25 protein-coding genes and 3 tRNA genes are annotated in these 26,063 nt (G+C 49.1%); 18 read left to right on the top strand and 10 right to left on the bottom strand.

The window, feature by feature from the left end:
- Window position 1 precedes the first annotated feature (1 nt).
- The 3 genes from carB to pyrE all read left to right on the top strand — a co-directional run bounded on the left by carB (window position 2) and on the right by pyrE (window position 4,681).
- Window positions 2-3,214, top strand: a complete 3,213-nt coding sequence (carB, locus tag ACYUJT_RS13470) for a carbamoyl-phosphate synthase large subunit (protein WP_460322849.1) — start codon at window positions 2-4, stop codon at window positions 3,212-3,214.
- A gap of 94 nt (window positions 3,215-3,308) precedes the next feature.
- Complete coding sequence (gene pyrF, locus ACYUJT_RS13465) at window positions 3,309-4,046, top strand: orotidine-5'-phosphate decarboxylase (protein WP_460322846.1); 738 nt, start codon at window positions 3,309-3,311, stop codon at window positions 4,044-4,046.
- Window positions 4,040-4,681, top strand: a complete 642-nt coding sequence (pyrE, locus tag ACYUJT_RS13460; protein ID WP_460322844.1) for an orotate phosphoribosyltransferase — start codon at window positions 4,040-4,042, stop codon at window positions 4,679-4,681. The genes pyrF and pyrE overlap by 7 nt, the downstream gene beginning before the upstream one ends.
- A 57-nt stretch (window positions 4,682-4,738) precedes the next feature.
- Here the strand turns inward: pyrE and ACYUJT_RS13455 are convergent, their stop codons facing one another.
- A complete protein-coding gene (locus tag ACYUJT_RS13455) occupies window positions 4,739-6,358 on the bottom strand; it encodes an S-layer homology domain-containing protein (protein ID WP_460322841.1) in 1,620 nt (539 codons plus the stop codon).
- Window positions 6,359-6,616: 258 nt separating this feature from the next.
- Between ACYUJT_RS13455 and ACYUJT_RS13450 the strand changes: the two genes are divergently transcribed.
- From ACYUJT_RS13450 to ACYUJT_RS13415, 8 genes are all read left to right on the top strand, one after another.
- Window positions 6,617-7,480: an ABC transporter ATP-binding protein gene (locus tag ACYUJT_RS13450; protein WP_460322838.1), complete on the top strand. Its 864-nt coding sequence runs from the start codon at window positions 6,617-6,619 to the stop codon at window positions 7,478-7,480.
- The gene (locus tag ACYUJT_RS13445) at window positions 7,443-8,552 is read left to right on the top strand and encodes an efflux RND transporter periplasmic adaptor subunit (RefSeq protein WP_460322835.1); all 1,110 of its coding nucleotides are present in this window, start codon (window positions 7,443-7,445) and stop codon (window positions 8,550-8,552) included. The genes ACYUJT_RS13450 and ACYUJT_RS13445 overlap by 38 nt, the downstream gene beginning before the upstream one ends.
- Window positions 8,552-11,452, top strand: a complete 2,901-nt coding sequence (locus tag ACYUJT_RS13440; protein WP_460322832.1) for an ABC transporter permease — start codon at window positions 8,552-8,554, stop codon at window positions 11,450-11,452. The genes ACYUJT_RS13445 and ACYUJT_RS13440 overlap by 1 nt, the downstream gene beginning before the upstream one ends.
- 7 nt (window positions 11,453-11,459) lie before the next feature.
- On the top strand, window positions 11,460-12,353 hold the full coding sequence (locus ACYUJT_RS13435) for an ABC transporter ATP-binding protein (protein ID WP_460323315.1): 894 nt from the start codon (window positions 11,460-11,462) through the stop codon (window positions 12,351-12,353).
- On the top strand, window positions 12,350-13,855 hold the full coding sequence (locus tag ACYUJT_RS13430) for an ABC transporter substrate-binding protein (RefSeq protein ID WP_460322829.1): 1,506 nt from the start codon (window positions 12,350-12,352) through the stop codon (window positions 13,853-13,855). The genes ACYUJT_RS13435 and ACYUJT_RS13430 overlap by 4 nt, the downstream gene beginning before the upstream one ends.
- Before the next feature lie 345 nt (window positions 13,856-14,200).
- Window positions 14,201-14,274: transfer RNA gene (locus ACYUJT_RS13425), tRNA-Met, on the top strand.
- Between the two features lie 20 nt (window positions 14,275-14,294).
- Window positions 14,295-14,368, top strand: a tRNA-Ile gene (locus ACYUJT_RS13420).
- Window positions 14,369-14,609: 241 nt separating this feature from the next.
- Window positions 14,610-15,563, top strand: a complete 954-nt coding sequence (locus ACYUJT_RS13415; protein ID WP_460322826.1) for a discoidin/SUN/FTP domain-containing protein — start codon at window positions 14,610-14,612, stop codon at window positions 15,561-15,563.
- A gap of 96 nt (window positions 15,564-15,659) precedes the next feature.
- Here the strand turns inward: ACYUJT_RS13415 and ACYUJT_RS13410 are convergent, their stop codons facing one another.
- The 3 genes from ACYUJT_RS13410 to ACYUJT_RS13400 form a co-directional block, all read right to left on the bottom strand.
- Window positions 15,660-15,884, bottom strand: coding sequence for a DUF6199 family natural product biosynthesis protein (locus tag ACYUJT_RS13410; RefSeq protein WP_460322823.1), 225 nt, complete (start codon window positions 15,882-15,884; stop codon window positions 15,660-15,662).
- A gap of 38 nt (window positions 15,885-15,922) precedes the next feature.
- Window positions 15,923-16,135, bottom strand: coding sequence for a DUF6199 family natural product biosynthesis protein (locus ACYUJT_RS13405; RefSeq protein ID WP_460322820.1), 213 nt, complete (start codon window positions 16,133-16,135; stop codon window positions 15,923-15,925).
- Between the two features lie 132 nt (window positions 16,136-16,267).
- Complete coding sequence (locus ACYUJT_RS13400) at window positions 16,268-16,564, bottom strand: phosphatidylinositol kinase (RefSeq protein ID WP_460322818.1); 297 nt, start codon at window positions 16,562-16,564, stop codon at window positions 16,268-16,270.
- A 198-nt stretch (window positions 16,565-16,762) separates the two neighbouring features.
- On the opposite strand from ACYUJT_RS13400, the gene ACYUJT_RS13395 reads away from it, so the two are divergent.
- Window positions 16,763-17,227: an ASCH domain-containing protein gene (locus tag ACYUJT_RS13395; RefSeq protein WP_460322815.1), complete on the top strand. Its 465-nt coding sequence runs from the start codon at window positions 16,763-16,765 to the stop codon at window positions 17,225-17,227.
- Between the two features lie 46 nt (window positions 17,228-17,273).
- On the opposite strand, the gene ACYUJT_RS13390 is transcribed toward ACYUJT_RS13395, so the two are convergent.
- The 5 genes from ACYUJT_RS13390 to ACYUJT_RS13370 all read right to left on the bottom strand — a co-directional run bounded on the left by ACYUJT_RS13390 (window position 17,274) and on the right by ACYUJT_RS13370 (window position 19,612).
- The gene (locus ACYUJT_RS13390) at window positions 17,274-17,828 is read right to left on the bottom strand and encodes a 5' nucleotidase, NT5C type (RefSeq protein WP_460322812.1); all 555 of its coding nucleotides are present in this window, start codon (window positions 17,826-17,828) and stop codon (window positions 17,274-17,276) included.
- 94 nt (window positions 17,829-17,922) lie between these two features.
- Entirely contained in the window at window positions 17,923-18,045 is a 123-nt protein-coding gene (locus ACYUJT_RS13385) for a hypothetical protein (protein ID WP_460322809.1), read from the bottom strand.
- 12 nt (window positions 18,046-18,057) lie between these two features.
- Entirely contained in the window at window positions 18,058-19,128 is a 1,071-nt protein-coding gene (locus tag ACYUJT_RS13380; protein ID WP_460322806.1) for a hypothetical protein, read from the bottom strand.
- Window positions 19,129-19,212: 84 nt separating this feature from the next.
- The gene (locus tag ACYUJT_RS13375) at window positions 19,213-19,434 is read right to left on the bottom strand and encodes a DUF2905 domain-containing protein (RefSeq protein ID WP_460322803.1); all 222 of its coding nucleotides are present in this window, start codon (window positions 19,432-19,434) and stop codon (window positions 19,213-19,215) included.
- A 28-nt stretch (window positions 19,435-19,462) separates the two neighbouring features.
- Window positions 19,463-19,612, bottom strand: a complete 150-nt coding sequence (locus ACYUJT_RS13370; RefSeq protein WP_460322800.1) for a hypothetical protein — start codon at window positions 19,610-19,612, stop codon at window positions 19,463-19,465.
- 223 nt (window positions 19,613-19,835) lie between these two features.
- On the opposite strand from ACYUJT_RS13370, the gene ACYUJT_RS13365 reads away from it, so the two are divergent.
- From ACYUJT_RS13365 to ACYUJT_RS13340, 6 genes are all read left to right on the top strand, one after another.
- Window positions 19,836-19,921, top strand: a tRNA-Leu gene (locus tag ACYUJT_RS13365).
- 148 nt (window positions 19,922-20,069) lie between these two features.
- Window positions 20,070-20,741, top strand: coding sequence for a uracil-DNA glycosylase (locus tag ACYUJT_RS13360; RefSeq protein WP_460323313.1), 672 nt, complete (start codon window positions 20,070-20,072; stop codon window positions 20,739-20,741).
- A 131-nt stretch (window positions 20,742-20,872) separates the two neighbouring features.
- On the top strand, window positions 20,873-23,101 hold the full coding sequence (locus ACYUJT_RS13355) for an Ig-like domain-containing protein (protein WP_460322798.1): 2,229 nt from the start codon (window positions 20,873-20,875) through the stop codon (window positions 23,099-23,101).
- Window positions 23,102-23,352: 251 nt separating this feature from the next.
- The gene (locus ACYUJT_RS13350) at window positions 23,353-24,213 is read left to right on the top strand and encodes a ComEC/Rec2 family competence protein (RefSeq protein ID WP_460322795.1); all 861 of its coding nucleotides are present in this window, start codon (window positions 23,353-23,355) and stop codon (window positions 24,211-24,213) included.
- 5 nt (window positions 24,214-24,218) lie between these two features.
- Window positions 24,219-24,434: a DUF3006 domain-containing protein gene (locus tag ACYUJT_RS13345; protein ID WP_460322792.1), complete on the top strand. Its 216-nt coding sequence runs from the start codon at window positions 24,219-24,221 to the stop codon at window positions 24,432-24,434.
- Between the two features lie 25 nt (window positions 24,435-24,459).
- Window positions 24,460-24,981 carry a DinB family protein gene (locus ACYUJT_RS13340; protein WP_460322789.1) on the top strand — a complete coding sequence of 174 codons (522 nt, stop codon included), beginning with the start codon at window positions 24,460-24,462 and terminating at the stop codon, window positions 24,979-24,981.
- Window positions 24,982-25,105: 124 nt separating this feature from the next.
- Here the strand turns inward: ACYUJT_RS13340 and manA are convergent, their stop codons facing one another.
- Complete coding sequence (gene manA / locus ACYUJT_RS13335; protein ID WP_460322787.1) at window positions 25,106-26,053, bottom strand: mannose-6-phosphate isomerase, class I; 948 nt, start codon at window positions 26,051-26,053, stop codon at window positions 25,106-25,108.
- Window positions 26,054-26,063: the final 10 nt, after the last annotated feature.

The raw sequence follows: 26,063 nt of genomic DNA, 5'->3' as shown, positions 1-26,063 counted from the left end.
TATGCCAATCAATAAAGACCTCAAGAAGATTCTCGTCATTGGCTCCGGTCCAATCGTAATCGGTCAAGCGGCCGAATTCGACTACGCCGGTACCCAGGCATGCCAAGCCTTGAAGGAAGAAGGCGTGGAAGTTGTCCTTATCAACAGCAACCCTGCGACGATAATGACCGACACGAATATGGCGGATAAAGTATACATTGAACCGATTACGCTGGAATTCGTTACCCAGATCATTCGCCAGGAGCGTCCGGACGGATTGCTGCCGACCCTCGGGGGTCAAACCGGCTTGAACATGGCGGTGGAGCTTGCCCGGGCGGGAGTACTCGAGCAGGAAAACGTGAAGCTGCTCGGTACGCAGCTTACGTCGATCGAGAAAGCGGAGGACCGCGATTTGTTCCGCGAGCTGATGCGTGAGCTGGAGCAGCCGGTTCCCGAAAGTACCATCATTACAACGGTAAATGAAGCGCTGCGCTTTGCGGATGAGATCGGCTATCCGGTCATCGTTCGTCCGGCTTATACGCTTGGCGGTACGGGCGGAGGAATCTGCGCGACGGAAGCAGAACTGAAGGAGACGGTCGCTTCCGGGATTCGCTACAGCCCGATCGGGCAATGCCTGATCGAGAAATCGATCGCCGGCATGAAGGAAATCGAATACGAAGTCATGCGCGACGCGAACGATAACTGCATCGTCGTATGTAATATGGAGAACTTTGATCCTGTCGGCGTACATACCGGCGACAGCATCGTCCTGGCTCCGAGCCAGACCTTGTCGGATCGCGAGTATCAAATGCTGCGCTCTGCATCGCTTAAAATCATCCGTGCATTGAACATCGAAGGCGGATGTAACGTACAGTTCGCGCTTGATCCACAAAGCTTCCAATATTACGTAATCGAAGTTAACCCTCGGGTCAGCCGTTCTTCCGCTTTGGCCTCCAAGGCAACGGGCTACCCGATTGCGAAAATGGCCGCTAAAATTGCGCTTGGCTACACGCTGGATGAAATCGTCAACCCGGTTACAGGGCAGACCTACGCTTGCTTCGAGCCGACGCTCGATTATATCGTCAGTAAAATTCCGCGCTGGCCGTTCGATAAATTCATTCATGCGAACCGCAAGCTGGGAACGCAAATGAAGGCAACGGGCGAGGTCATGGCGATCGGCCGGACGTTCGAAGAGTCGATCCATAAAGCTGTTCGCTCCCTAGAAATCGGCACGCACCGCTTGTATTTGAAAGGTACGGAGCAACTAAGCCAAGAGACGCTCGATCAGCGGCTCGTTCAGGCGGACGATGAAAGGCTGTTCCTGGTCGCCGAAGCGTTCCGCCGCGGCTACAAGCTGCAGCAAATTCAAGATTTAACGAATATCGACTGGTGGTTCCTTGATAAAATCGAGCGCCTCGTGCAATTCGAGAACAAGATTGCATCCGAGCCAACGTTGACATACGAAACACTATACGAAGCTAAACGCCTTGGCTTTACGGATCGGGCCATCGCTGAACTGCGCGCGGCGGGCCAGCAAGGGGGAATGCACCTGACGGAAGAGAGCGTGACTCAGTTCCGCAAAGAGCACAACCTGCGTCCGGTATACAAAATGGTAGATACGTGCGCAGCGGAGTTTGAAGCATCCACGCCGTATTACTACTCTACTTATGAGACCGAAAACGAAGTTGTGGAGACAAAGAAAGAGAAGATCGTCGTGCTTGGCTCCGGACCGATCCGGATCGGTCAAGGCATTGAATTCGACTACTCCACAGTGCATGCCGTCTGGGCGATCCAGAAGGCAGGCTATGAAGCGGTCATCATTAACAACAACCCGGAGACGGTATCGACGGACTTCAACACGTCCGACCGACTCTATTTCGAACCGCTCTTCTTCGAGGATGTCATGAACGTTATTGAAGAGGAGAAGCCGGTTGGCGTAATCGTCCAATTCGGGGGCCAAACCGCGATTAACCTGGCGGCACCGCTTCAGGCGGCTGGAGTGCGCATTATCGGAACATCGCTGGAGAGCATCGATGAGGCTGAGGACCGGAAGAAGTTCGAGGCACTGCTGTCCAAACTGCAAATTGCCCAGCCTAAAGGCAGCACGGTAACCTCCGTGGATGAAGCTGTAGGCACGGCGCAGGCGCTAGGCTACCCAGTGCTTGTCCGCCCATCCTACGTGCTCGGCGGACGCGCCATGGAAATTGTATACTCTGACCAAGAATTGATGAAATACATGGAGGAAGCGGTCAACATCAATCCGCAGCATCCGGTGCTTATCGACCGTTACATGCTCGGCAAAGAAGTCGAGGTAGACGCGATCTGCGACGGGGAGACTGTTCTCATTCCGGGGATCATGGAGCATATCGAGAGAGCGGGTGTCCACTCCGGGGACTCCATAGCGGTATATCCACCGCAGCATGTATCTGACGAATTGAAGAATAAAATTGCGGAAATCACGATCAAAATTGCCCGCGAATTGAAGACGGTCGGCCTCGTTAACATCCAGTTCGTCATTTACAACAATGAGGTCTACGTTATCGAAGTCAATCCGCGCTCTTCCCGGACGGTTCCGTTCCTAAGCAAAGTGACGAACATTCCGATGGCCAACGTTGCTACGCAGTGTATTCTCGGCACTAAGCTGAAAGATCTTGGATATACAGACGGCCTGTGGCCTGAAGCCGATTACGTGTCCGTTAAGGTTCCGGTCTTCTCCTTCGCGAAATTGCGCCGCGTAGAGCCGACGCTGGGTCCTGAAATGAAATCGACAGGCGAGGTTATGGGTCGCGATCCGCAGTATGCCAAAGCTTTGTATAAAGGGCTTGTCGGCGCAGGGATGAGAATTCCAACCACTGGCGCGATTATTGCGACAGTTGCAGACAAAGATAAGGAAGAGGCTGTGGAAATCCTTCGCGGTTTCTCGAAACTAGGCTACAAAATCCTGGCAACTGGCGGCACGGCTGCTGCGCTTCAGGAGGCCAAGATTCATGTTACAACGGTAAATAAATTAAGCGAAGGTTCTCCGAATATTCTGGATCTGATCCGCAACGGGGAAGCCCACTTCGTAATCAATACGCTGACCAAAGGCAAGGAGCCTGAGCGTGATGGATTCCGTATTCGCCGGGAAGCAGTCGAGAATGGCATCGTCTGCATGACTTCGCTGGATACGGTACGCGCGCTGCTTAACATGCTCGAGACGATCAACTTCTCGTCCCAAGCGATGCCGGTTCTGTAAGGGAATATTATTAAATCAGCAATGCAGGAATTTATGCGGCTCCGGAAGCTCTATGCTTCGGAGCCGCAAGTATGACGGGGGGACATGTTAAATTATGAGTACATTCGAACAAGCTGCCGGGCGCCTGATGGTCGCGCTCGACTATCCGACTGCGGAGGAAGCACGCAAGCTGATCACTCAATTGGAAGGCATCCCTTGTTACGTGAAGATCGGGATGCAGCTGTATTATGCAGTCGGTCCTGATTTTGTAAGGGAACTGAAGGAGCGGGGGTATCGGGTATTCATGGATTTAAAAATGCATGATATTCCGAACACCGTGAAGGGTGGAGCGAACAGCGTAACCCGGCTCGGCGTAGACATGTTCAATGTACATGCTGCTGGGGGGCTGAAAATGATGGCTGCCGCATTGGAAGGCGCCAAGGCTGCCCTAGCCAGCGACCCGTCGCTTGCCATGCCGACGATCATTGCGGTTACTCAGCTTACGAGTACCAGTCAGGAGACCCTAAACCGGGAAATCGGCATTCCGGGAACGATGGAGGACGCTGTCGTCGCTTACGCTTCCTTGACGAAGCAAGCGGGATTGCATGGCGTTGTCGCTTCCCCATTAGAAGTACAAGCAATCAAAAAGCACTGTGGGGACGGCTTCAAGACGGTAACGCCAGGGATTCGCCCGGCAGGAAGCACGGCGGGAGATCAGTTCCGTACACTTACCCCGGGGGACGCGATGCGTCAAGGGACGGATTTCATCGTCGTTGGACGGCCGATCACAGAAGCCAAAGATCCGCGGCGTGCTGCTGAGCTTATTATAGAGGAGATGAAGGAAGCATGGTAAATACAAATCAAATCGCTTTAGAGGTAGCAGGGAAATTGCTGGACATTAAGGCGGTCGCTCTGCGGCCGCACCAGCCTTTTACTTGGACATCGGGCCTTAAGTCGCCGATTTATTGCGACAATCGTCTGACGATGTCTTATCCGGACATCCGCGACCTCATTGCAGAGTCGTTTGCCGGGGTTATCCGCAGCACTTATCCACAGGCAGAGGTCATTGCGGGCACGGCTACGGCGGGGATTCCCCACGCGGCCTTCGTCTCCCAGAAGCTCGGATTGCCGATGATCTATGTCCGCGACAAGGCGAAGGGCCATGGCAAGGAGAATCTGATTGAAGGCCTGATCAAGCCTGGGCAGAAGGTTATCGTTATCGAGGATCTGATCTCGACGGGCGGCAGCTCGATCAAAGCGGCGCAAGCCGTTCGCGAGGCGGGTGCCGAGCCGCTGGCTGTGCTGGCCATCTTCAACTACCAGTTGGATAAAGCTGCGCAGGCGTTTGCTGAAGCTGGTATTCCGCTGCAAACCTTGTCCAACTATGGAGCGCTTATCGAAGTTGCCGTCGAGAAGGGTATCGTGAAGCCGGATGATTTATCCCTGCTGCAATCTTGGCGAGAAAATCCGGCATCCTTTGGAGTTTAATCAAACAAAAGAGCCATTCCCTGTAGTAGGGAATGGCCCTTTTTTCTATAAATATGATTAGTCAAATGAGTACATGGAATAACGCTCCGCATTGCTCAGGCTTGTCCAAATATCCGGCGTCTCACCGCCGATGTGCCAGTAAGCAAACCCAGCGACGCCCCGGCTCGCGGCCATCTGATATTTCAGCGATAGAGACCGGGAGTCTTCCAGCCATAACCGATGGGCTGCTCCGCTGGTGTAGGCGGCGTTGTACTGGCCGAGGGTCTCGTTCCATAAAGGCCGGAATTTATAGCGCACCATTAGGTCGGACTGCTCTTGTAGGGTAACGTCCGTCGAAGCAATGGCTACGGTCGAACTGCTTCCTTTCGTTGTCCAATCGCGATTGTAGAAGGGCAGAGCCAAAATGAGCTTATGATCGGGCACCTCCTGCCGCAGCGTATCGAGACCGCTGCGTACCCAAGGCAGGGAGGCGACGGATCCTGCATAATACCCGCCTGTCCAATGCTCATCATATCCCATTAGCACGACGTAATCCGCATATTTGCCGATAGCTTCGTAATCGAATGCCGCCGTCCAGTCGCTTCCTAACTCTGGTGAGACATTCACCGATAGGATGGCTCCTGCGCTATGCAATTGTTCGCCCAGCAGCTTGATGAAACGGGTGAAATAGAAGCGATCTTCGGGTTTTACGTTTTCAAAGTCGACGTTGATTCCTTGAAGGCCGTATTTTTGTACAAGGGCCACGATACTGCGGGTAAAGCTGGCCGATTCGGTGGATGAGGCTAGAAGCTCATGCGTCGCCTCCATGTCGAAGCCGTTTCCGAGCATGGCCCAAATGGCTTTTTTATGCTGCTTCGCCCAAGTTATGAGAGAGGGGTCCGTATAGTCCTTCAGCTTTCCGCCTTTTTCTAGAAATAACCACCGCGGGGACAGGACATTTACGTTGGATTTCAGAATGTTACGTTCATATTGCTGTGTAGTCTGTCCGTACTGCCAGCCAATCTGAATTTTGGGGCTCGCCTCTTTGCCGATTTCGTTCATCCATGGCTTATGAGCTCGTATGCGATACAGCAGTGAGGCTGCCTCTTGACGGGATAACGGCTGGTTCGGCTGGAACATACCCTCATATCCGCCCATGAATTGCAGCTTTGTTACCGTATTAACATAAGGCAGTGCCCACGGGGCAATTTCCGATTGATCCCGGTACGAGGACAACGCTGCGGCAGAGCCCGGCTGCTGCTTGAATGCGCGGACAATCCAGGTCGCCGCCTCCTGACGGCTCAGCGGCCGGCCCGGACTGAATGTACCCGAACCTGTTCCCGAGGCAAGACCGATTTCCGTGGCGGCTTGGACATAGCCGTAATACCAGGAAGACGAAGGAACGTCGTTATAGGCGGGTACTTTGGCAGGTACGGGAGTGAGGCGAAGCATGCGAACGAGAGTTGTGAGAAACTCCGCCCGGGTCATCGGCTGCTTAGGGGCAAAAAAGCCGGGTTTGGTTCCCGTCATGATATTATCCCGGTAAAGGGCGATAATTTCTTCTTTGGCATAGCTGCCGCTGATGTCCTGAAACGGCGATTCCTGTGTGAAAGCTATGGTCGGTGTCTGAAGATTGCAACTTATGGAAATAAAAAGCGTCATAGTAATGAGAAGAAATAGTTTCGCACGACGCTTCATCGCATCTCTCCCCTTTTTTGAAGTAATAGATTTATAAGTTATCAGCAGCGCTGAACAATGCCGTAATTTCTAATATATTACGAGTCTTTGTCATCTTAACAAACTTGCTGCCGCAGTTCAGTGAGTAAATAATGGAAATATTATCTCAATATCGTAAAAAATGTTGTAACTTTTTGCCATGAGATTTCGTTTATAATGCTAGACGTGATGAATTTGAGGGACGCGTAAAAATTAGGAAGCATAGGAGACCGATACACAATGATGCGATGGTTTCGCAAAACTGTAAAATCAGAACAATCCGATGATCAGGATGTGAGCGTTATCTCAAATGAAGCTTCGCCGGATGAACAGGGCGAAAATTTTGAGGACGCGGATCAAGGCCGTGAGGAAGCTGCTGCTGCGAGGGTGGCCGCAGAGCCGGAAGATCATGTGGAATCCCCGAAATCTTCGGAGACCATTTTGTCAGTGAGGGAAGTTCACCGGATGTTTCCGGTAGGCGGGACTGAGCTTCATGTGCTTAAGGGCATCAACATGGAGGTGCGGGCCGGCCAGCTTGTGATGCTCAAAGGCCGATCCGGCTCTGGGAAAACGACGCTGCTCAATATGCTAGGCGGGCTCGATCAGCCTACGAAAGGGGAAATCCTGTTCCGCGGGCAACCACTGCATCAGCTTAGCGACGATAAGCGAACGATATTGCGCCGCGACCAGATCGGCTTCATTTTTCAGGCCTACGCTTTGCTGCCGCTGCTGTCAGCATGGGAGAACGTAGAGCTGTCGCTTCGGATGGCCGGTGTGCCTCCTCAGGAATGGAAGCAGCGCGTAACGCAGTGCCTGGAGCTGGTTGGACTTGGCAAAAGGATGTTTCACCGCCCATTCGAAATGTCGGGGGGAGAGCAGCAGCGCGTAGCTATCGCCAAAGCGATCGCCCATCGCCCCAAGCTGCTTCTTGCGGATGAGCCGACGGCCAACCTGGATTCCCAGATGGGCGCGCAGGTGATGTCCGTATTCAAAAATATCATACATACGGAACAAGTGACGATTTGTATGACTACTCACGATCCTACAATCTTGGAGGTAGCAGACCATGTTTATGAAATGGTGGATGGAAAATTTATCGAATAAAAAGGCATGGCTCCGGACGCTGAGCCTTGTGTCATTATGTATTGTCCTCGTCGGCGCGTCCGGCTGCGGATTGCTCCCGAATGAAGAGGAAGAGGAGGATCTGTCGGTTATTACCCCGCCAACGATATCGAAGAAGCCGGAATACGAGGTCCGAAAAGAGACGATTGAGCTGGACGTAAAGGGAACGGGGAAAGTGCTGAGCCAACGGGAAGAACAGCTGTATTTTTCCGATGATAAAGGGGCTACGCATATTAAGAACGTTCGAGTGAAGGCAGGGGATAAGGTTGCCGCAGGCGATATTCTGCTCGAACTTGACGTTGAGGAGTTGCAGAAGCAGCTTCGCAAGAAACGCTTGGACTTCCGCAAGCAGGAAATCGCGATGAAGGAAACGTTGCGCACGAAGGATGAGAAAGAGGAATATGAATTTGAGGAAGCCACTATCGTCTTTGAGGAAGCGCGCCAGGAGCTGGTCGATCTTGAGCAGCAAATTGCAGACGGGACTTTGCGGGCTCCGTTTGCGGGTACGATCGTGTCTTTAAAGGCAGAGAAGGGCGGTACGATTAAGGCCTATGAATCACTAGGCGTCATCTCCGATACTTCGGCGCTTGTGGTTGGCGCCACGTTCAGCAAGGATGACCTGCAGAAGCTAGCCCCTGGAATGAAGGCAACTGTCGATATCAATACGTTTGGTAAATTCGATGGAAAGGTTAAAGTCATGCCTTCCACAACCGATAGCGGCAGCAGCAATGGCGGAAATAATGGGGGAGGTCAAAGCGGAACCCCTCCAGAGAAGGAATCTATCGATAAATATCTAATCGTTGATTTGGATAAATGGCCCACTGATCTGGGACGCGGGGCGATGCTGACCGTAAGAATCGTTACCCAGCGCATTGATGATGCGGTGGTCATTCCGATTTCGGCACTGCGTACGGTTGGATCGCGTACCTATGTACAGGTCATCGAACCAGACGGGACGAAGCGGGAAGCGGACGTTGAGGTAGGAGTTCAAACCCCAACTGATGTGCAGATTGTAAAAGGACTAGAGCCGGGGCAGAAAGTAGTGGGTCGCTAATGGGTGTTCCTTTATTACGCTTGCTGTTCCGCAAAATGTGGAACACGAAATGGTTGACGCTTAGTACGTTATTGGGACTTGTCGTCGCTGTCTCATTCACAGTAAGCATTCCGATGTACTCGGATGGGGCATTGAAGCGGGTTGTTTCGAATTCCTTGATGGAAGAAAGCAAGGGTTTGCCTGCTGGCTCTTTATTGATGAGCTATCAGGCCGCGGGCGGTGCGAAGACGGATTTTGCCAGCCTGGAGAACGTTCACTCGTATATCGTGAACGAAGTGCCTGAGGAAATCGGGTTCCCGCAGCAGACTTTCGTTAATACGCGTTCAATTCGTACGTCTGAGGTGTATCCTCAGGATCCGACCAAGGTGGATGCCAGCCGCAAAAGGGCCATGTCGATCGTCTCGATGAGCGGCTTGCCGGAACATATTTCCCTCTCAAACGGGAAAGCGTTCTCGGATCAAGTCGAAGACGGATACATTGAGGCCTTGATGCTGGAAGAAGCGATGTTCCGCCAAGATCTGCATGTCGGCGCAGTGATGGAATATCCCGTGATTGGCAAATCCGATCTGACTCTTAAGGTGAAGATCGTGGGGACTTTCCAACCTATGCAAGAGGGCGATCCATACTGGTATCAGGGCTTTGAAGGCATGATGAACCAGTTTTACGTCAGTGAGAAGGCATTTAATGAAGGATTGCTCACAAAGTTAGCGGTACCGCTGCACAATTCCGGATGGTACTATGCATTCGATCTCCGGGAGATCAAGACGAGCCAGCTGTCCCCGCTCCAAAGCACGCTGGATCGCCTGAATGTCGAGCTGTATCAGAAGCTGAAGGATACGAAGGTGGACATCTCCTTCGGTGGTTTGTTGAATGATTTCCGCAAACAAAGCCTGCAGATGCAGACGCTGCTGTTCACGTTGGCCGCACCGATGATTGCTATGGTGTTCTATTATATCGTAATGAATGCGCGCCAATCGCTGGATAAACAGCAAAGCGATATTGCTGTGCTGCGAAGCCGCGGAGCTTCTACGAAGCAAATCGTGTTCATCTATCTGCTGGAAGGGCTGCTGCTTGGGCTGGCAGCGATGATTATCGGGCCGTTGCTCGGCTGGTTTATGTCCAAGAGCATCGGGGCGGCGGACGGCTTCCTGACCTTTGTGAACCGTAAATCGATTCCGGTAGGCTTTAATATGGACGCACTGGCTCTAGGCGGGGCAGCTGTCATTATTGCGATACTGGCCACGCTGATTCCGGCCATTTCGTATGCTAGGTCTTCGATTGTCAATGCGAAGCAAAAACAAGCCCGCTCAGACCGGAAGCCCGGTTGGCAGCGGTATTTCCTGGACATCGTCCTGCTTGGCATTGCGGGCTATGGGTATTACCTGTTCCTGGATCGCCAAATGATCACGTTCCAGACCGGGATGACTACGGATGAGCTGCAAGTTCAGCCGTTTCTATTTTTCGTGCCGGCTATCGCCATATTCTCGATGGGTTTGTTTTTCCTGCGCGTGTTCCCGTGGCTGCTCAAGCTGATCGGCTGGGTCGGGAAAAAGTGGTTGCCGGTGCCTTACTATTTAAGTCTGACGCAGCTTTCTCGCTCGTCGACATCCTATTATCCACTGATGATTCTGCTTGTTCTGACTCTGGGCCTTGGGGTTTATAACGCCTCGGCAGCTCGGACGATCGATGTGAACTCGACGGAACGGACGTTATATAAATACGGAACAGATGTGATTATGCAGGCTGTCTGGACGGGAACGCCTGAGAAAACGACAAAGCCTCCGACGCAAGGGCAGGGCGGTGGACAACCGGGAGGGAATCCCGGTGCCGGTGGACCTGGCGGACCTGGCGGAGGTGGCGGTGGCGGCGGTCAAGGCGGGAATAACCCGCCAGCAAAGATTGTATATAATGAAGAACCGCCGTTTCAAGCTTTCCGTGAGCTGGATGGTGTGAAGCATGCTGCGCGCGTGCTGCAAACGAAAGGAAATATCATCGTATCGGGCCGTTCGGCCGGTCAGGGAACGTTGATGGGGGTCGACAACGTAGACTTTGCACAGGTTGCCTGGTTCCGCAACGATCTATTCCCGGCGCATCCCTATCAGTATTTGAATTTGCTGGGAATGAATGAAGCCGCCGCGATCATTCCGTCCAATTTTGCTGAGAAGTATAAGTTAAAGCAGGGCGATATTTTCTCTGTATCGCTGACGGATGGCGCCATTGACTTGGCTGTATATGGCATCGTGCCTTATTGGCCGAGTCAGTATCCTGACGAGAAGCCGTTTATCATCGCAAATTTGGACTATATCAACGATCAGCTTCCGCTTATTCCATATCAAGTATGGCTTAAGATGGAGGAGGGAGCAAAAGTGGCTCCTTTGATGGAGAAATTGAAGGAGAAGCAAATCGAGCTTTATTCCGTAGAGGATGTGCGCACCGTATTGTCTGTGCAGAGCAAGCATCCTACCCGCGGCGGGGTATTCGGTATCCTTAGCCTTGGATTCCTCGTATCTGTTATCGTATCTTTGATCGGTTATGTGCTGTACTGGTTCTTCAATCTGTCGGGCCGCGTCGTGCAATTCGGTATTTTGCGGGCGATGGGATTGTCGCGAAAGCAGCTGACATTGATGCTATTGGCCGAACAAATATTGACGGCCGGCTTATCGATTGTGCTGGGCATCGCCATTGGCAAGGTAGTCGGCAAGCTGTACTTGCCGTTCCTGCAAACCGCGGATAACGTAACGACCCAGGTGCCGCCGTTCAGAATTATTTTCGATTCGAAGGATACGTTCCAGCTCTATGTTGTTGTATTTGTCATGCTGGCGCTGGGAGCCGGTTTACTGTTCTGGCAAATTCGCAGACTGCGGGTGCATCAAGCAGTCAAGATGGGAGAGGAGCGGTAAGATGGCGATGATTCATTGCGAAGGACTCGTTAAAATTTTTAAGACCGAGGACATTGAAGTCGTTGCTCTTCAAGGGCTGAATTTGACCGTGGAGCAAGGGGAAATGATGGCGATTATCGGGAACAGCGGCAGCGGTAAATCCACACTGCTGAACATTCTCGGTGGTCTAGATCGGCCATCCGCTGGCCAGGTTAGCGTCGGGGGCTGGGATTTGCTTAAAATCCAGGATGACCAGTTAGTTGAGTACAAACGAAATACGGTCGGTTTTGTATGGCAAAATAATGCGCGAAATCTGCTCCCGTATTTGACGGCGCTGGAGAATGTGGAAATGCCGATGCTGTTATCCGGCAAGCTGGACCGCGACTACGCAAAGCAGCTGCTGGAGTGGGTCGGGCTCAAGGATCGAATGCACAACAAGCTGCATCAGCTGTCCGGGGGAGAGCAGCAGCGCGTGGCCATCGCCATCTCTCTATCAAACCGACCGAAGATGCTGCTGGCGGATGAGCCTACGGGTTCGGTCGATACAGCGACATCGGATCAGATCATGCGAATATTCCGGGAAGTGAATAAGGAGCTTGGCATTACGATCGTGATCGTCACACATGACCTGGAATTGGCCGGAAAGGTTGACCGCGTCGTCGCGATTCGGGACGGCTTAACGAGCACCGAGTTCGTAAAGCGCAATCCAAATTTGGATCAGGCGGACGGCGAGCTTGGCTCTCAGGGCGGAGGGCTTCAGGAGGTTCACGAAGCGTTTGTCGTGGTTGACCGGGTTGGCCGCCTGCAGGTTCCGAAGGAATACTTGGAGGCCGTTGGCATTGGAGGCCGGGCCAGCATGGAATTCGACGGGGATAAAATTGTGATTACCGCACCAAAACCAATAGAGGGGGATAAGCAATGAACAACAGGTATGGTGGAAAAATCCGAAAAGTATTAACTTTCGCTTTGGCCGCGAGCCTAACCGTCGGCTTGCTTGCTGGCTGCAGCAGCAGCGTAGGCAAAGGCAAGGACAGCAAGGAAGAAAAGGTACTGCGCATCGGTATGCTGTACGGCTCTAACGATGATTCCTGGTTCCGTCAGCAGTACACCGATATTTATGAGTTCAATAACAATGTAAGGATCGAAATCGTGCCAGCGGTAGACCAATCCGAATATCGTTATAGAGATTACAGCAATGAGCAGTATGTTGAGCCGGACTACTTCGAGAGCATGAAGAAATTGATGACAGGGAACAATCCGGTGGATATCGTCATCGCGGATACCGGTACCCTGAAACGGCTGGCCGAGGAGAATTTGCTAAAGCCGCTAGATCCGATGATTCAAGAGGATAAGTTCGATACTTCTGATATCGTGCCTGTAGTCATCGATACGCTTAAGGATATCGGCGGGGATAACAAGCTGTATGGACTGTCGCCGACCTTCAGCTCGTCCGCGTTATTTTATAATAAGAAAATATTTGCTGATGCAGGAATCGAGCCGCCGACAGATGGCATGACTTGGGATGAGGTGTTCGATAAAGCCCGTCTGCTCTCCAAGGGGGAAGGGAAAGATCGGGTATTTGGCTTCTCCTTTAACCGTTATTTAGGCAGCGATCCTTTTTGGGATATGCAAAACAGTTATGTAAGCCCGCTTGAGCTTAGAGTGTACGATGATAAAGCTGAAGTGATGACGGTCAATTCGCCGCAATGGAAAAATGTGTGGGAAACGATCAGCAAGCTGGCGAAGGATAAAACCATTCCAAGCTCGTCAAATATGAACATGGAAGAGTATTACTCGGAGGACAATTACAGCCCGATTAGCGGCGATTTGTTCTTGTCGGGCAAGCTGGCCATGATGCTCAGCGACGGCTATTACATTAATGAGATTGTAGAAGCAAATAACAATGCGGAGAAAATTAAAAACTACAGCCCGGTGGACTGGGATATCGTTACGATGCCGGTGCATCCAGAGAAGCCGGGGATCGGCAGCAATATCTGGATTGGGAATACGTTCTCGATTAACAGTGCAGCGCCGAATGCCGAGACCGCTTGGAATTTCATTAAGTTCGTAAACGGGGAGGATTTCGCTAAGCTGAGATCCCGCAGCAACACGTATGAAATGGTGTCCCGTAAATCATTTATTACGCCGAAGGCTGGTCAAACCTATAACATTGATGCATTTTATCAATTGAAGCCTGCACCGCCGGCTAGCGCTGCTGAAGAAAAATTAGCGCGTGATATTCCGGGGCTGTATAGCATCTCGAATTCAGGCAGACCGCATTTCCAGGAAGTGCTTGAAGACAAGAAAACGGTGGAAGAAGCGCTTAAGGAATGGGAAGAGAAGGGAAATAAAATGCTGCTGGAGCTGAAAAAGAACCCGAAAGCCCAGTTTAATGAGGATGGCTCGGTATTTGAAATGCACTAATCATAAAATCTCGCCGGATTTTGATCTGGCGAGATTTTTTTTTGCACGTTGTTGGGCATTCTATAGTTGTAATGGTTCATCGACAAAATCTTTGAAGGGCAGGAACGTCACATGAGATGGGTGTATTTCAATAAGTTGTACAGAACAAAATTTCAAGCAGGCTGTCTGGCCAAAAGGCTTGTACAGGATGGCTGGATATACGGCTTCGATGAAATGAGGGAGGTGGAAATATTTCGTTCACGTAAAGGAAAATACGGGGTCCGCTTTATTCCTTAATTTTTTTAGTAAAATACTTGACTCATGGCAGGGGTATCGTGTATATTATTAGTTGTCGCTATTTACTGACGCGGGGTGGAGCAGCCCGGTAGCTCGTCGGGCTCATAACCCGAAGGCCGCAGGTTCAAATCCTGCCCCCGCAATTCATCTTTACCCCGTTTCCGGGCCCTTAGCTCAGTTGGTTAGAGCGGTCGGCTCATAACCGATTGGTCGGGGGTTCAAGTCCCTCAGGGCCCATACTTAAGAGAAACCCTTGCCTAGCAAGGGTTTTTTGCTGTTCGTAGGGTTGGTAGATGGTAGATTTGGAAGCTTAAGAAGAGCCGAAGGATTCTTTTGATAACGGCAAATCATAGGATTGTGTCTCTAAATAAAATGTTATAATAAATGTATTAAAATACATTATATGGATTGTAATGTTTAGACAATATGGAATCGTTATAGTATTTTTGATTCATACATAAATTAGGAGGTTTTATTATTGCCAGCTTCATTAAAAAGAAGTTTTATTTTTCTAGGTGTATTTGTGTTGATCATTACTGTTTTTTTAACAAATTCTTTTGCCGCTTCAACATCTCAGGATGAATATTCGGACAATTTGATTCCAAAAATGACGAGTCATACTTCACCAAGTGGAAAAGCATCAGCAAGTCAGGAGTATGGTCCAATGTACGCGGCTTGGAAGGCTTTTAATAGAAGCTCGAGCCAATCTTATGAAGATACATGGGAACCACGTATTCAAACTGGGTGGCTAGCATATGAATTCGACACTCCACAAATTATTGCAAAGTATACAATAAAGAATATCACTCCGATTTTGGTTCCAAATGTTGATAGAGCACCGAAAAATTGGACATTTGAAGGATGGAACGAACAAACGGAAGAATGGGATATTCTTGATACTAGGGAGAATGAAATAGATTGGACGGCTGGAGAAAAGAGAGAATATACTTTTGACAATACAATTCTATATAAAAAATATCGAATAAATGTTACAGCTAATAATGGCGGTATTTATGTTAGTATTGATGAACTAGAAATGATGAGCAAAATTGGAACTGATCCGGAGCTTCCAATGGAGCCCGAAACGCCAGAACAGCCCGAAACGCCAGAACAGCCCGAAACGCCAGAACAGCCAGAACAGCCAGAACAGCCAGAACAGCCAGAACAGCCAGAACAGCCAGAACAGCCTATAGATACGACTAGTAACCGGGCGATTCTAGAGGTTATGCTTCAAAATGGTGTTGTCAAAGAATTTGATCTTTCCATGACTGAGGTTAATCAATTTATAAAATGGTATGAAACAAAGGCCGCAGGCAATGGTCCAGTCACGTTTGCGGTAAATAAACATGACAATAATAAGGGGCCATTTAAGGAAAGAAAGGATTACTTTATTTTTGATAAAATCATTAATTTTGAAGTAAATGAATATTAAAATTCGTGCAAAGTTTGATTTTTGAGCACTCTTAACAGGGTGCTTTTTTGTTATTATGCTCAATATTCAAACTCGGAAATTTTAAGAATGGATCTGTCAAAGCAAATTAAGAATGCCGCCAATCAAAAAAAACGAGCCCAGCATGATGGAAACTACTCCGCCGAGTTTTATGAAATCGATATAGATATCGCTTGGTTCAGACTCGCCTTTTACTTTCCAGCCTTCACTCATATTCCAGCCGAAGGTTGGTTTAAGATATGAGAATATTCCAAGAGCAGTAGCGGCAAGACCTATAATTATAAGTGAAATGGCAAAAGACATGGGATGATCTCCTCCCTTTATTTTTCGTCTATGGACGTTTAATAATTAAGAATGGAACCGCCTGTAAGGAGAACAAGTAATCCGAAGAAAATGGCCAACCCGCCGCCTATCCGTGACATGGCAATAAAGGCTTCGCTTGGCTCCGAGTCGCCATTGACCATCCACCCGTACCTGATGTACCAACCGAATGCAGGGAAGAATAGCCCCAACAGGCCAGGAACAATGAACAGAAGTGACACGAAAAATGTCATAGAAATCATCTCCTTACTATAAGATACGTGGTTATCCATCAGCTGTTTCAATTTAGACATAAGAAAACCGCTGCCGACGGCAGCGGAGCAGCGGGAAGAAATGCAGCATAATACAATTTCAAAAGTGTTAAATTAGAAGAAAAAAGGGAGCAGAAATAAACTCCGTATGCCGAAAAAAGGAAAGCGACGATGAAAGAAACGGCGTCTTGGGAAAAAGCCGGGGTGGAATCCGAATTGGCGATAAGTTGATTCCTCGGCGGGCAGTCCGTTCAAGCGATCCATCATTTCATTTGTAGGGACGGCGAGGGTAACGTAGTTTTGATCGACGTGAGCGATAAAACCATCGTAAGCATGGCCGTCGGTCGTTTCGATTCCGACATATTTATTCATGCAGCTCCAACAGATTTGTTGATAATCATTTGCGTTCATAAACGTACCTCCTAAGGTTAATGTACCACTGACATTAGTCTATGGACTTTAACCCAGAATGGCACGGCGTTAGCCTATATTGATAAAAGCGGGATCATAAGAAATCAGACTATAGGTATAACAGAGCGGTACTAAGATATGATGATGTTGAATGGCAGGAAACGAATACGTCCGATGCAATAAAAGGAGAGGATACTCATGAGGGCAATTACGATTATTCAACCTTGGGCGACATTTCTGGCGCTTGGGGAGAAACGTTTCGAAACACGCAGCTGGGCAACGAGACATCGCGGAGAAGTCGCCATCCATGCCGGGAAAAAGGTCGATAAGAAGATTTGCCGGGAGGAGCCTTATCGGAGTGTTCTGGCGAAGTACGGTTTCACAGCGGACAATCTTCCGACAGGGGCGGTTATTGCCATAGCCAATTTGCAGAGCTGCTATGCCGTAACCAGACCGTCAGGAGAAAAGGGAGACGTATGGCTTGAGGCAGGCGAACAGTTAGTCAGATGGGACGCAGCGAGCCTTGCGGCGCAAGCAGGGCATGAATACGTCTTTGGGGATTATCGCGACGGCCGTTATGCTTGGGAAATGACGGATGTCCGGCTGCTAGAGAAGCCCATGCCGGCAAAGGGGATGCAGGGCTTGTGGAATTGGAAAGAGTAGGCGGAATAACCCGAGTGAATAATTGATAAAGACACTAACATCATCCCTACTTGGATGCTAGCATCTGAACGACCAAATCGCTCATCCCTTGCCAATTGTCCTTGAGTTGATACTGATGCTGTATACGCGCATTCCACGGGCGGGGAATCAGGATCGTTTCCTTGCCGGCTTCGCTAGCGGCGATAATGTTATGCGGGCCGTCATCTATCAGCAGATCAAAACCAACTAGATACTTGCGTTTTGCTACAAAAAAGTTCTCATAAGGAATGAAGGGGAGGTGCTTCTGCATCCAGTTCCATTTCTCGGGAACCGAAGAGGGCCGAGCCGCCGTAATGACAATAACATCATAATTGGCGGTCATTTTGCGTATTTCCTCGATCGTATACTCATCAAAGATATCCAGTTCTTCGTAAAGGCCTGGTCTGCCGAAAAAGGCCTCCTCTGTACATTCTGGATGCCAGATGCCGCTTAGGTCAAAGCTGGTAACCTGCTCCATCATCAATTGAAGCCCAGGGTACTGCATATTATGATAATAAAGCGCTTTGGGTATTAAGTGACAAATGGTGTCGTCCATGTCGATGGCAACAATTTTTTTGCTCATGATAATGTTGTTCTCCTAGCAGTAGATGTAATTGTTTAATAATGATTGTAACGAACATAAGGGAGGTTGGCAATTTGGCATAATGGGGCAACCTTTATGAAATGCCGATGGCGATTCCAACGGCGAGGTTATCCATGGCAAGGCCAATGCTAACGCCCATAGCGACACCTACCGCTAATCCGGTTCCTGAGAACTCTTCTTTGTTATTTTTACTCATTTGAGTGCCTCCTTATTTTACTTCTTTCAATACGGCAGCGGCAATAAATGTGGCGTATGTAATGCCGCCAGCTGTGTTGTTATAAGAAAAGTTAACCGTAGGAACACCCACCACAAGTGCTTGATCGTCTTTGAGCAAGTCCTTTGCCGTACCTGGATACCAAATGTATATGACATTATTATATTTATCGTAAATTACGGCTATAGTGATCGTTTTATCATCTAATACCATCTCATCAATTTTTAGTACGGTTCCTTGGATCTTAACGAAGGTGTCTAAATAGTCATTGATGTTTTTGTCCAAATGCTTGGTCGTCACTTTAGGGTTCAATAAACGCTTGACCTCGTCTATGGATTCCTGGGAGTCTGCAGGGAAAAGCTGCTTTGTGCGATCCAGAAACTCATAGGATGCCGGAGTTAATTCTTTATTCGTAAAGACCGGAACAACCTCAACCATTCTGTCAGCGATACTATCGTTTGATCTCGCTCTATTTTGCTCCTGTCCGAGATGCAGCTCTACTGAATCGATAATTTGCTTTGTTTGCTCTATTCCGTATTTTTCATACAGAGGCTGAAAATAAGTTATATTCAGGTAAAATATATACTTCTCGGTTGGGATTGCGTACTGTACCATCGTGAATTCTTCGCCATTGCTTTCAAATTTCCCCGTAAAGATCCCGCCGATATAATTTTTGTATTGTTTTTCGGTATATCCGGTCTTTTTGAAATTTTCAATGTTGGTTTTAAAAGACTCAATGAGAGCATCGCTAGCTGATTTAACATCTACTAACCTGTCGGTAGGGGTAAGAAAGGCTTGCGCAAGAATATTGTATTTAGAATCGTTCGGATCTGGAAAGGCAAAAGAAACTACGTATTCAATATTATCACCTATACCTATGTCTTCATTTCTTTCCCATGAAGAGGGATAAGAAAAGGAGTAAGCCTCACCTTGGTATGTAGTGAAATTTGTTACACGCTTGCTCGCCTGAACACTTGGTTCAGACTCTGTATGCTTGGAATAAGGCCTGCTGCCGCATGCGGTTAGCAGTGAGATGATAGCAAAAATAATAGCAATTTTTTTCATTAGCTGAAGGCTCCTGATACATCCCCATAGGCTGAGGAACTTGCTGTGGGTCGTCGTGAATTAATACAAGTGGGATGGCTTGAATCATTTCATGAACCATCGGACGATATAGCCAATCAATGACAGAATGACGCTGATTAGAATGCAGGTCACGATTGGAAAATAAAATTTAACGTTGCCTTTGTCGATTATGATGTCGCCTGGCAGGCGCCCGAGATGGATGAACCTGCCCAGAAAAGACCAGAGCAAGCCCACGATGATAAGAGCTGCCCCGGCAATGATCAATATTTTCGGCATGTTGTTCATTGGAGTTCCCTCCTCTATATAGCCATGGTCAACGGTTCTCTGATTTTTCGTAAGCGATTAAGGTAACTTCATTTCCGGTCGCTTCAGCAATGGCCGCCTCGGCTTCTTTGATGAGTGCGACGGCTTGCTCCTGATCGTTTAACGGCGCGATTTTGTAAGTGTCTGTCGAGATATTCACGGGCATGACCTCCAGTTATAATGGAATACATCATGTAGTGTATCCAGACATATTAACTTGATGTAATGGCATGAATTACCTATCTTTAACCTATCAAAAAAATCTGCAAAAGGCTACCGAGCGATCATTTTTACATTTGGGCTTGAAACTTTGCCGAATAACGTGTTATAATCAACAACGCAGGAATTTTTTCAGCATTGATTGTGGCAGGCATGTTATTTATGCCGGGGTGGCGGAATTGGCAGACGCACAGGACTTAAAATCCTGCGGTAGGTGACTACCGTACCGGTTCGATCCCGGTCCTCGGCATTACGAAATAAATCGCACGGCTCTCGCGAAAGCGGAAGCTGTGCGATTTTTTTGTAGGTTCCAGTCAGATGATTTCTGCTAAAATAAGTTTATTAATAGTATATAAATGCTGGAAGCTTGGAAAGGGAGAGGCAACATGAGTGAGGAGATGTTTGGCAACGATTGGGATCAGGTGCTTGCAGCAGAGATGGACAAGCCATATTTCCATGAGCTGATGAATTGGCTGGATCAGGAATACAGGGAGCATACGATCTTTCCACCGCGGCCGTATTTGTTTCAAGCCTTGAAACTGACGGGCTACAGCCGAACACGGGTGGTGATCCTGGGGCAGGATCCCTATCATGGCGCAGGGCAGGCGCATGGATTAAGTTTCTCCGTGCTGCCTGGGGTAAAGGTTCCGCCGTCGCTGCGGAATATTTACAAAGAATTGTCCAGCGATTTGGGAATTCCCATTCCTGTTGGGGGTACATTGACATCATGGGCGCAAGAGGGCGTTCTGCTGTTGAATACGGTGCTGACCGTACGCGAAGGACTGGCCGGCTCCCATCAGGGCAAGGGCTGGGAGAAGTTTACGGATGCGGTCGTGGAAGCGTTGAACGAAAGAGACGAGTCTGTGGTTTTCATTTTGTGGGGCAGTCATGCCCAGAAAAAAGGAGCGCAAATCAATACGAATCGGCACTTTGTCATCGAGTCGGCTCATCCGAGTCCTTTGTCGGCGAGACGGGGCTTTTTTGGAAGCCGTCCTTTTTCCAGGACAAACGCCTATCTTGAAGAGCAAGGTGCTCGGCCGATCGACTGGAATGTAATAAATATCCAATAAGTAATAAAGAAGTAGGACAAACGAATTATTTTTATGGAAAAAGGTTACGAAATTAATCCTAGATGTCGATATAATTTCAGTAGAGCTGGATTGGATTTCCGGCTATAAATGACAACAAAGGAGAGAAATGGATGATTCCGAACAGGAAAATGACGAAGTGGCTCCTGACCATGGTGCTGCTCATTGCCGCTGTATTCCCGACTAGCGTCTTTGCTGCCTCCGGCGATGTCTTATCGATTGATATTGAAGGCTCCGGTGCAACGCTAGAACTTACGGTTGGCAAAGGAACGAAGCAATTGAAGGTATGGGCGACGGTCGAGGGCTCCTCGGTCAAAAAGGACATTACCCGTGCCGTTGGCTGGACATCGGATCAGCCGGATACCATTAAAGTAGATAATGGTCTTCTAACGCCGCTTAAGAGCGGAACCGCTACAATTACTGCTGTTTATAACGATTCCGCGGTAGATACGATTACCGTCAAAGCGGTGGATACATACAAGGATTTGACTTTGGAGTATTCGCTGAATGGTAAATATAAGCTTGGAGCGGATGAAGCGGATCTGAATGTTAAAGCCCAGGCCGTCGTTGAGAATACGAACGGTACGCTGGCCGACGTAACTCAAGATGTGCAGTGGACTTCTTCCAATACGTCCGTACTTACGATTGATAAAGGTAAAATCACGCTTGTTGCAGAAGGTAAAACGACGATTACGGCTAAATATTCCGGATTGACGGCTTCTTTTGAGGCTACTGTCTCTTCGCCGTACTCTGAACTGAACCTCGTATATGCGAGCAATGATGAGAAGGCGGAGAATATCGAGCTGCTCGTCGGCGATAATGAGATTGTGGTCAAAGCCACTTCCATTTCGTCGATCGACCAATCGACGCTGGATGTATCCGATAAAGCTGAGTGGTCGACTTCCGATAAGGGTATCGCTACGGTCGAGGATGGCAAGATCAAACCTGTAGCCATCGGTAAAGCGACGATTACGGCCCAATATCTAGGTGCTAAAGGTCAAGTAGACGTCTATGTACGTACGCCGTACGAAGTGATCATCCTTAACCCTTCGTCCGATCAAGCACTGTTCATCGGAGAACAGCTGGAAGCGAAGGCAGAGGTTAGAAGCCGTGCCAATACAACGGATGATGTTACCGCTGCAGCTGAGTGGACATCCTCTAACCCTTTGGCGGTAACGGTGGATAAAGGAGCCATTTCTCCAAAAGCAGTAGGAACATCCACGATCAAAGTCAGCTATCATGGCGTCAGCAGAAGCATTAATGTGACGGTTCAGCCGACCATTACGAAGCTTGAGGCGGATAAGACGGAGCTGGAATTGCTCAAGAATGAGTCCCTGAACGTTCCGAGTATTAAAGCAACCAAGCTGGATGATGTGGAAATAGATTTCAGCAAGGAAGTCATTTGGTCATCCAGCAATGAGGATGTCGTCAAAATCGAGGACGGCAAAATCGTAGCGAAGGAAGCGGGCAAGGCAACGATTACGGCGAAGCTTCCAGAATCTAAAGTTACGGCTGGATCTGCACATTCGGTTCGCAATAGTTCGGTTGACGTGGAAGTCACCGTCAAAGAAAAGGTTCTGGCTCTGATCAGCCAGGAAGAGAAGCTGAACCTGGTCGTTGGCGAGGAGAGCCCGTTCCCTAAAGTGGCTGTCGTATGGGAGAACGGAAATGAAGAAGCGGATATCGCCAGCGAGATTACTTGGACGATATCAAACAGTAATGCGGTGATCAAAGATTCCGCAAACGGCAAAACGATTAAGGGCCTAATCAAAGGCTCGGCGACTTTAAAAGGAACATACTCGAATAAGACGATCAGCATCCCGATGACAGTCGAGCAAAAAATTACGAAAGTCGTCGTAGAACCGCTGAATATCGAGCTTAACTTGAAAAAATCCAAGGCGATTAAAGTAACTGGTTATTATTCGAACGGCCAGAAAGTAACTCTGTCCACGAAAATGAACTGGCAGTCCTCCAATACGGACGTAGCCACAGTTAGTTCCTCTTCCGTCAAAGCGGTTGGCGAAGGCTCGGCTACATTGACCGGATCTTATCAAGGTCATAACGTCAGCGTTAACGTGAAGGTTGTTCCTAAGCTTACCAAGCTGACCGTAGACGAGAAGAAGCTTGCACTAGCTCCTGGAGGAATCAAAACGGTTGTCGTCAAAGCCGAATATGATACTGGCGCGACGGCCATCGTAACCGGCAGCGCGGAATGGACCAGCTCCAAGCCGTCCGTAGCTAAAGTCACCGGAGGTAAAATTGAGGCGGTAGGCAAAGGCACGGCGTCGATCAAAGGGAAGTTTGATGGCAAGACGGTAACAATTTCTGTAACAGTGAAGTAATAACAAGTTTCATTTATCCCGTATTCTCCAATTCTAAAAGCACTTCAGCCGTATTGGCTGAAGTGCTTTTGCATTATTTTCGCAGATAAAGGTTACAAGCTAATGGTTGATTCTGGTCGGAGCATTTAATATAATGGGAAGAACAAATGTTCTAATTGTTTCGTTGTCAGGGCGCAAGGTTAGAGCAACTAGAAAAGGACAATGATCATTCAATGAAGAAGCGTTATTCTATTTTTAAGTTTCAGTTAAGAATGTTCGTAAGTATTTTGGTTGTCGTGCTGATGCTGTCTGGATGTGCTCTAGAATTGGAACTGGGGAGTCCTGCCGATACAAGCAGCGGTTCCAAGCTGAATGAGAGCCGTCTGCGGGTTATTTTTCTCGATGTGGGCCAAGGGGCGTCTCAATTGCTGATCAGCCCTTCCGGGAAGACGATGCTGATCGATGCAGGGAATAATGACCGGGAGCAGGCAATGCTTGATTATTTAAGGGAGTACGGCGTTAATCGCCTGGACATCGTGATCGGTACGCATCCGGATGCAGATCATATCGGCGGATTGGACCGAGTGATCGACCATGTCGATGTCGGGGAAATTTATATGCCGAAGATTCAAGCGAATACGAAGACGTTCGAATCTTTGCTGCTGTCGGTTAAGAATAAGGGCCTGAAGGTTAAGACAGCCAAGGCAGGACTTGTGCTTGAGTGGGATGAGGACGTTCAGGTGACCATGGTTGCCCCGGTCCAAACCTACGATGACAAGAATAACATGAGCGCCGTAGTCAAAGTAGTGTACGGCAATACATCCTATTTGCTGACTGGCGATGCTGAGCAGAAGAGCGAGAAGGACATGATTGAATCGGGAGCGGATTTGCAGGCCGACGTCATGCTAATCGGGCATCATGGCTCGAAGTCTTCTACAACGTTAAGCTTCTTGAAGAAGATTGCTCCGCAATATGGGGTGATCCAGGTTGGGGAGAACAACTATGGGCATCCTACTTCGACCGTGTTGGATAGGCTAAGCAAGCAGGGGATTGAGGTATACCGCAATGACCTGCACGGCACTGTGGAAATTGCTTCAGACGGTCATACATACCGAATCACGACCGAGAGGTGAGTGGAATGATGGTAGGGATCATTGAAGGTTTTGAAGGTGAATATTGTATTATAGAGGTAGACGGCAAGACGAGGGATGTGCCCCGTAAGCTGGTAGATGCCGGCGTTAAGACCGGAGATGTTGTGGAATGGGACGGAACCCGGTGGAATGCAAACGCCGATAAGACGAAGCAAAGAAGCGAGTATGTGAAGTCCTTGATGGATGAAGTATGGGATGATTAAACGATTTATGTTTGGGGGATGAGTTATGACGTTGTCAAAACCACAGCCAGGAGAGTTTCCGGAGCATTTCGGGGCATATATTCGTGAAGTGCCGGAAGGAGAGTTACTAACCTTGCTCGAGCTTCAGCCGGAGGAAGCTATGCTGAAGCTTGGCGCACTATCGGACGAGGCGGGCAATTATAAGTATGCGGAAGGCAAATGGAGCTTGAAGGAAGTGCTGGGGCATATTACGGATACGGAGCGTGTAATGAGCTATCGGCTGCTGCGGATTGCCAGGGGAGATAAGACGCCGCTGCCAGGCTTCAGCGAGGAGCTGTTCGTTAGCCATGCCAATTTTGAGCGGCTGTCGATCCAGCAACTGCTAAAGGATTTCACGGCGGTCAGGAAATCGACCTTGTCGCTTATCCGGCAATTGGATGATGAAGCTTGGCAGCGGGTCGGAATCGCGTGCGGTGAACCTGTATCCAGCAGAGCGCTGGCTTATATTATTGCTGGTCACGCGATCCATCATTACCGCATTATTCGTGAACGTTATTTGCAAAATTAAGGCTAGCGCTGGGTTTGGATGATTTTAATGAATGACTCCTAACGGACAAATGCCAACGGGCTGTCTCTTAAGTTAGATACTTCTAACTGGAGGCAGCCCGTCTTTGATTTTTACTAGTTAATGTCTATTCCGAGGATATGATCAAATTCATGGTGCCGCTAAGCATGTATGGGCCAAAGGAGACGGGGAGAATAAAGTGGTCGCCTTTGTTTAGCGGGTACTGATTGTCTCCGACAGTTAACTGCCCCTGTCCTTCAATTACGCTGCATAGGGTATACTTCTTGCTGGCTTCCAGATTGGCTTTGCCATCAAGATCCCATTTTTGCACGGTGAAGAAATCATTCGATACAAAGGAAGTAACGGTAAGTCCTTCCTGGGTGCGGGTATCATAGGTCTCTTTCTTGTACGACTGGGGAATAGTGGTGACGTCAATCGCCTTGTCCAGATGTAGCTCCCGGGTATTTCCGTCCTTGTCTTTACGATCGTAATCGTAAACGCGATAAGTGGTGTCCGAGCTTTGCTGCGTCTCAAGCACAACGATTCCTTTGCCGAGTGCATGAATCGTGCCGCTAGGCACGTAGAAGAAGTCGCCGGGATGGACTGGAACCTTGGTAAGAAGTCCCTCCCAATTTCCTTCCTCGATCCACTGCATGAGCTGCTCCTTGGATTTGGCCTCATGACCATAAATGATTTCTGCGCCCGGCTCAGCGTCAATAATATACCAGCATTCCGTCTTGCCCAGCTCGCCGTTCTCATGCTCTCCTGCATATACATCGTCCGGATGAACCTGAACGGAGAGGTCGTCAGAAGCGTCCAAAATTTTGGTCAGCAAGGGGAATACCGGCGAATCGGAATGGAACAATTCCGGATGGGAGGACCACAGCTCCCCGAGGCTTAGTCCCTGGTAGGGTCCGGCCTTGACGATGCTTTGTCCGTTGGGATGCGCGGATACCGCCCAGCACTCTCCGGTTTTTGCATTGGGAATATCGTAACCGAACAGCTCGGCCAGCTTGCTTCCGCCCCAAATGCGCTCTTGAAATACAGATGTCAAAAAAATGGGCTGTTGATTCATAGAGATAATC

Source organism: Paenibacillus sp. YSY-4.3, assembly GCF_054767475.1.
The sequence above is the reverse complement of the archived record's forward strand: the minus strand, read 5'-3'. Positions and strand labels throughout refer to the sequence as shown.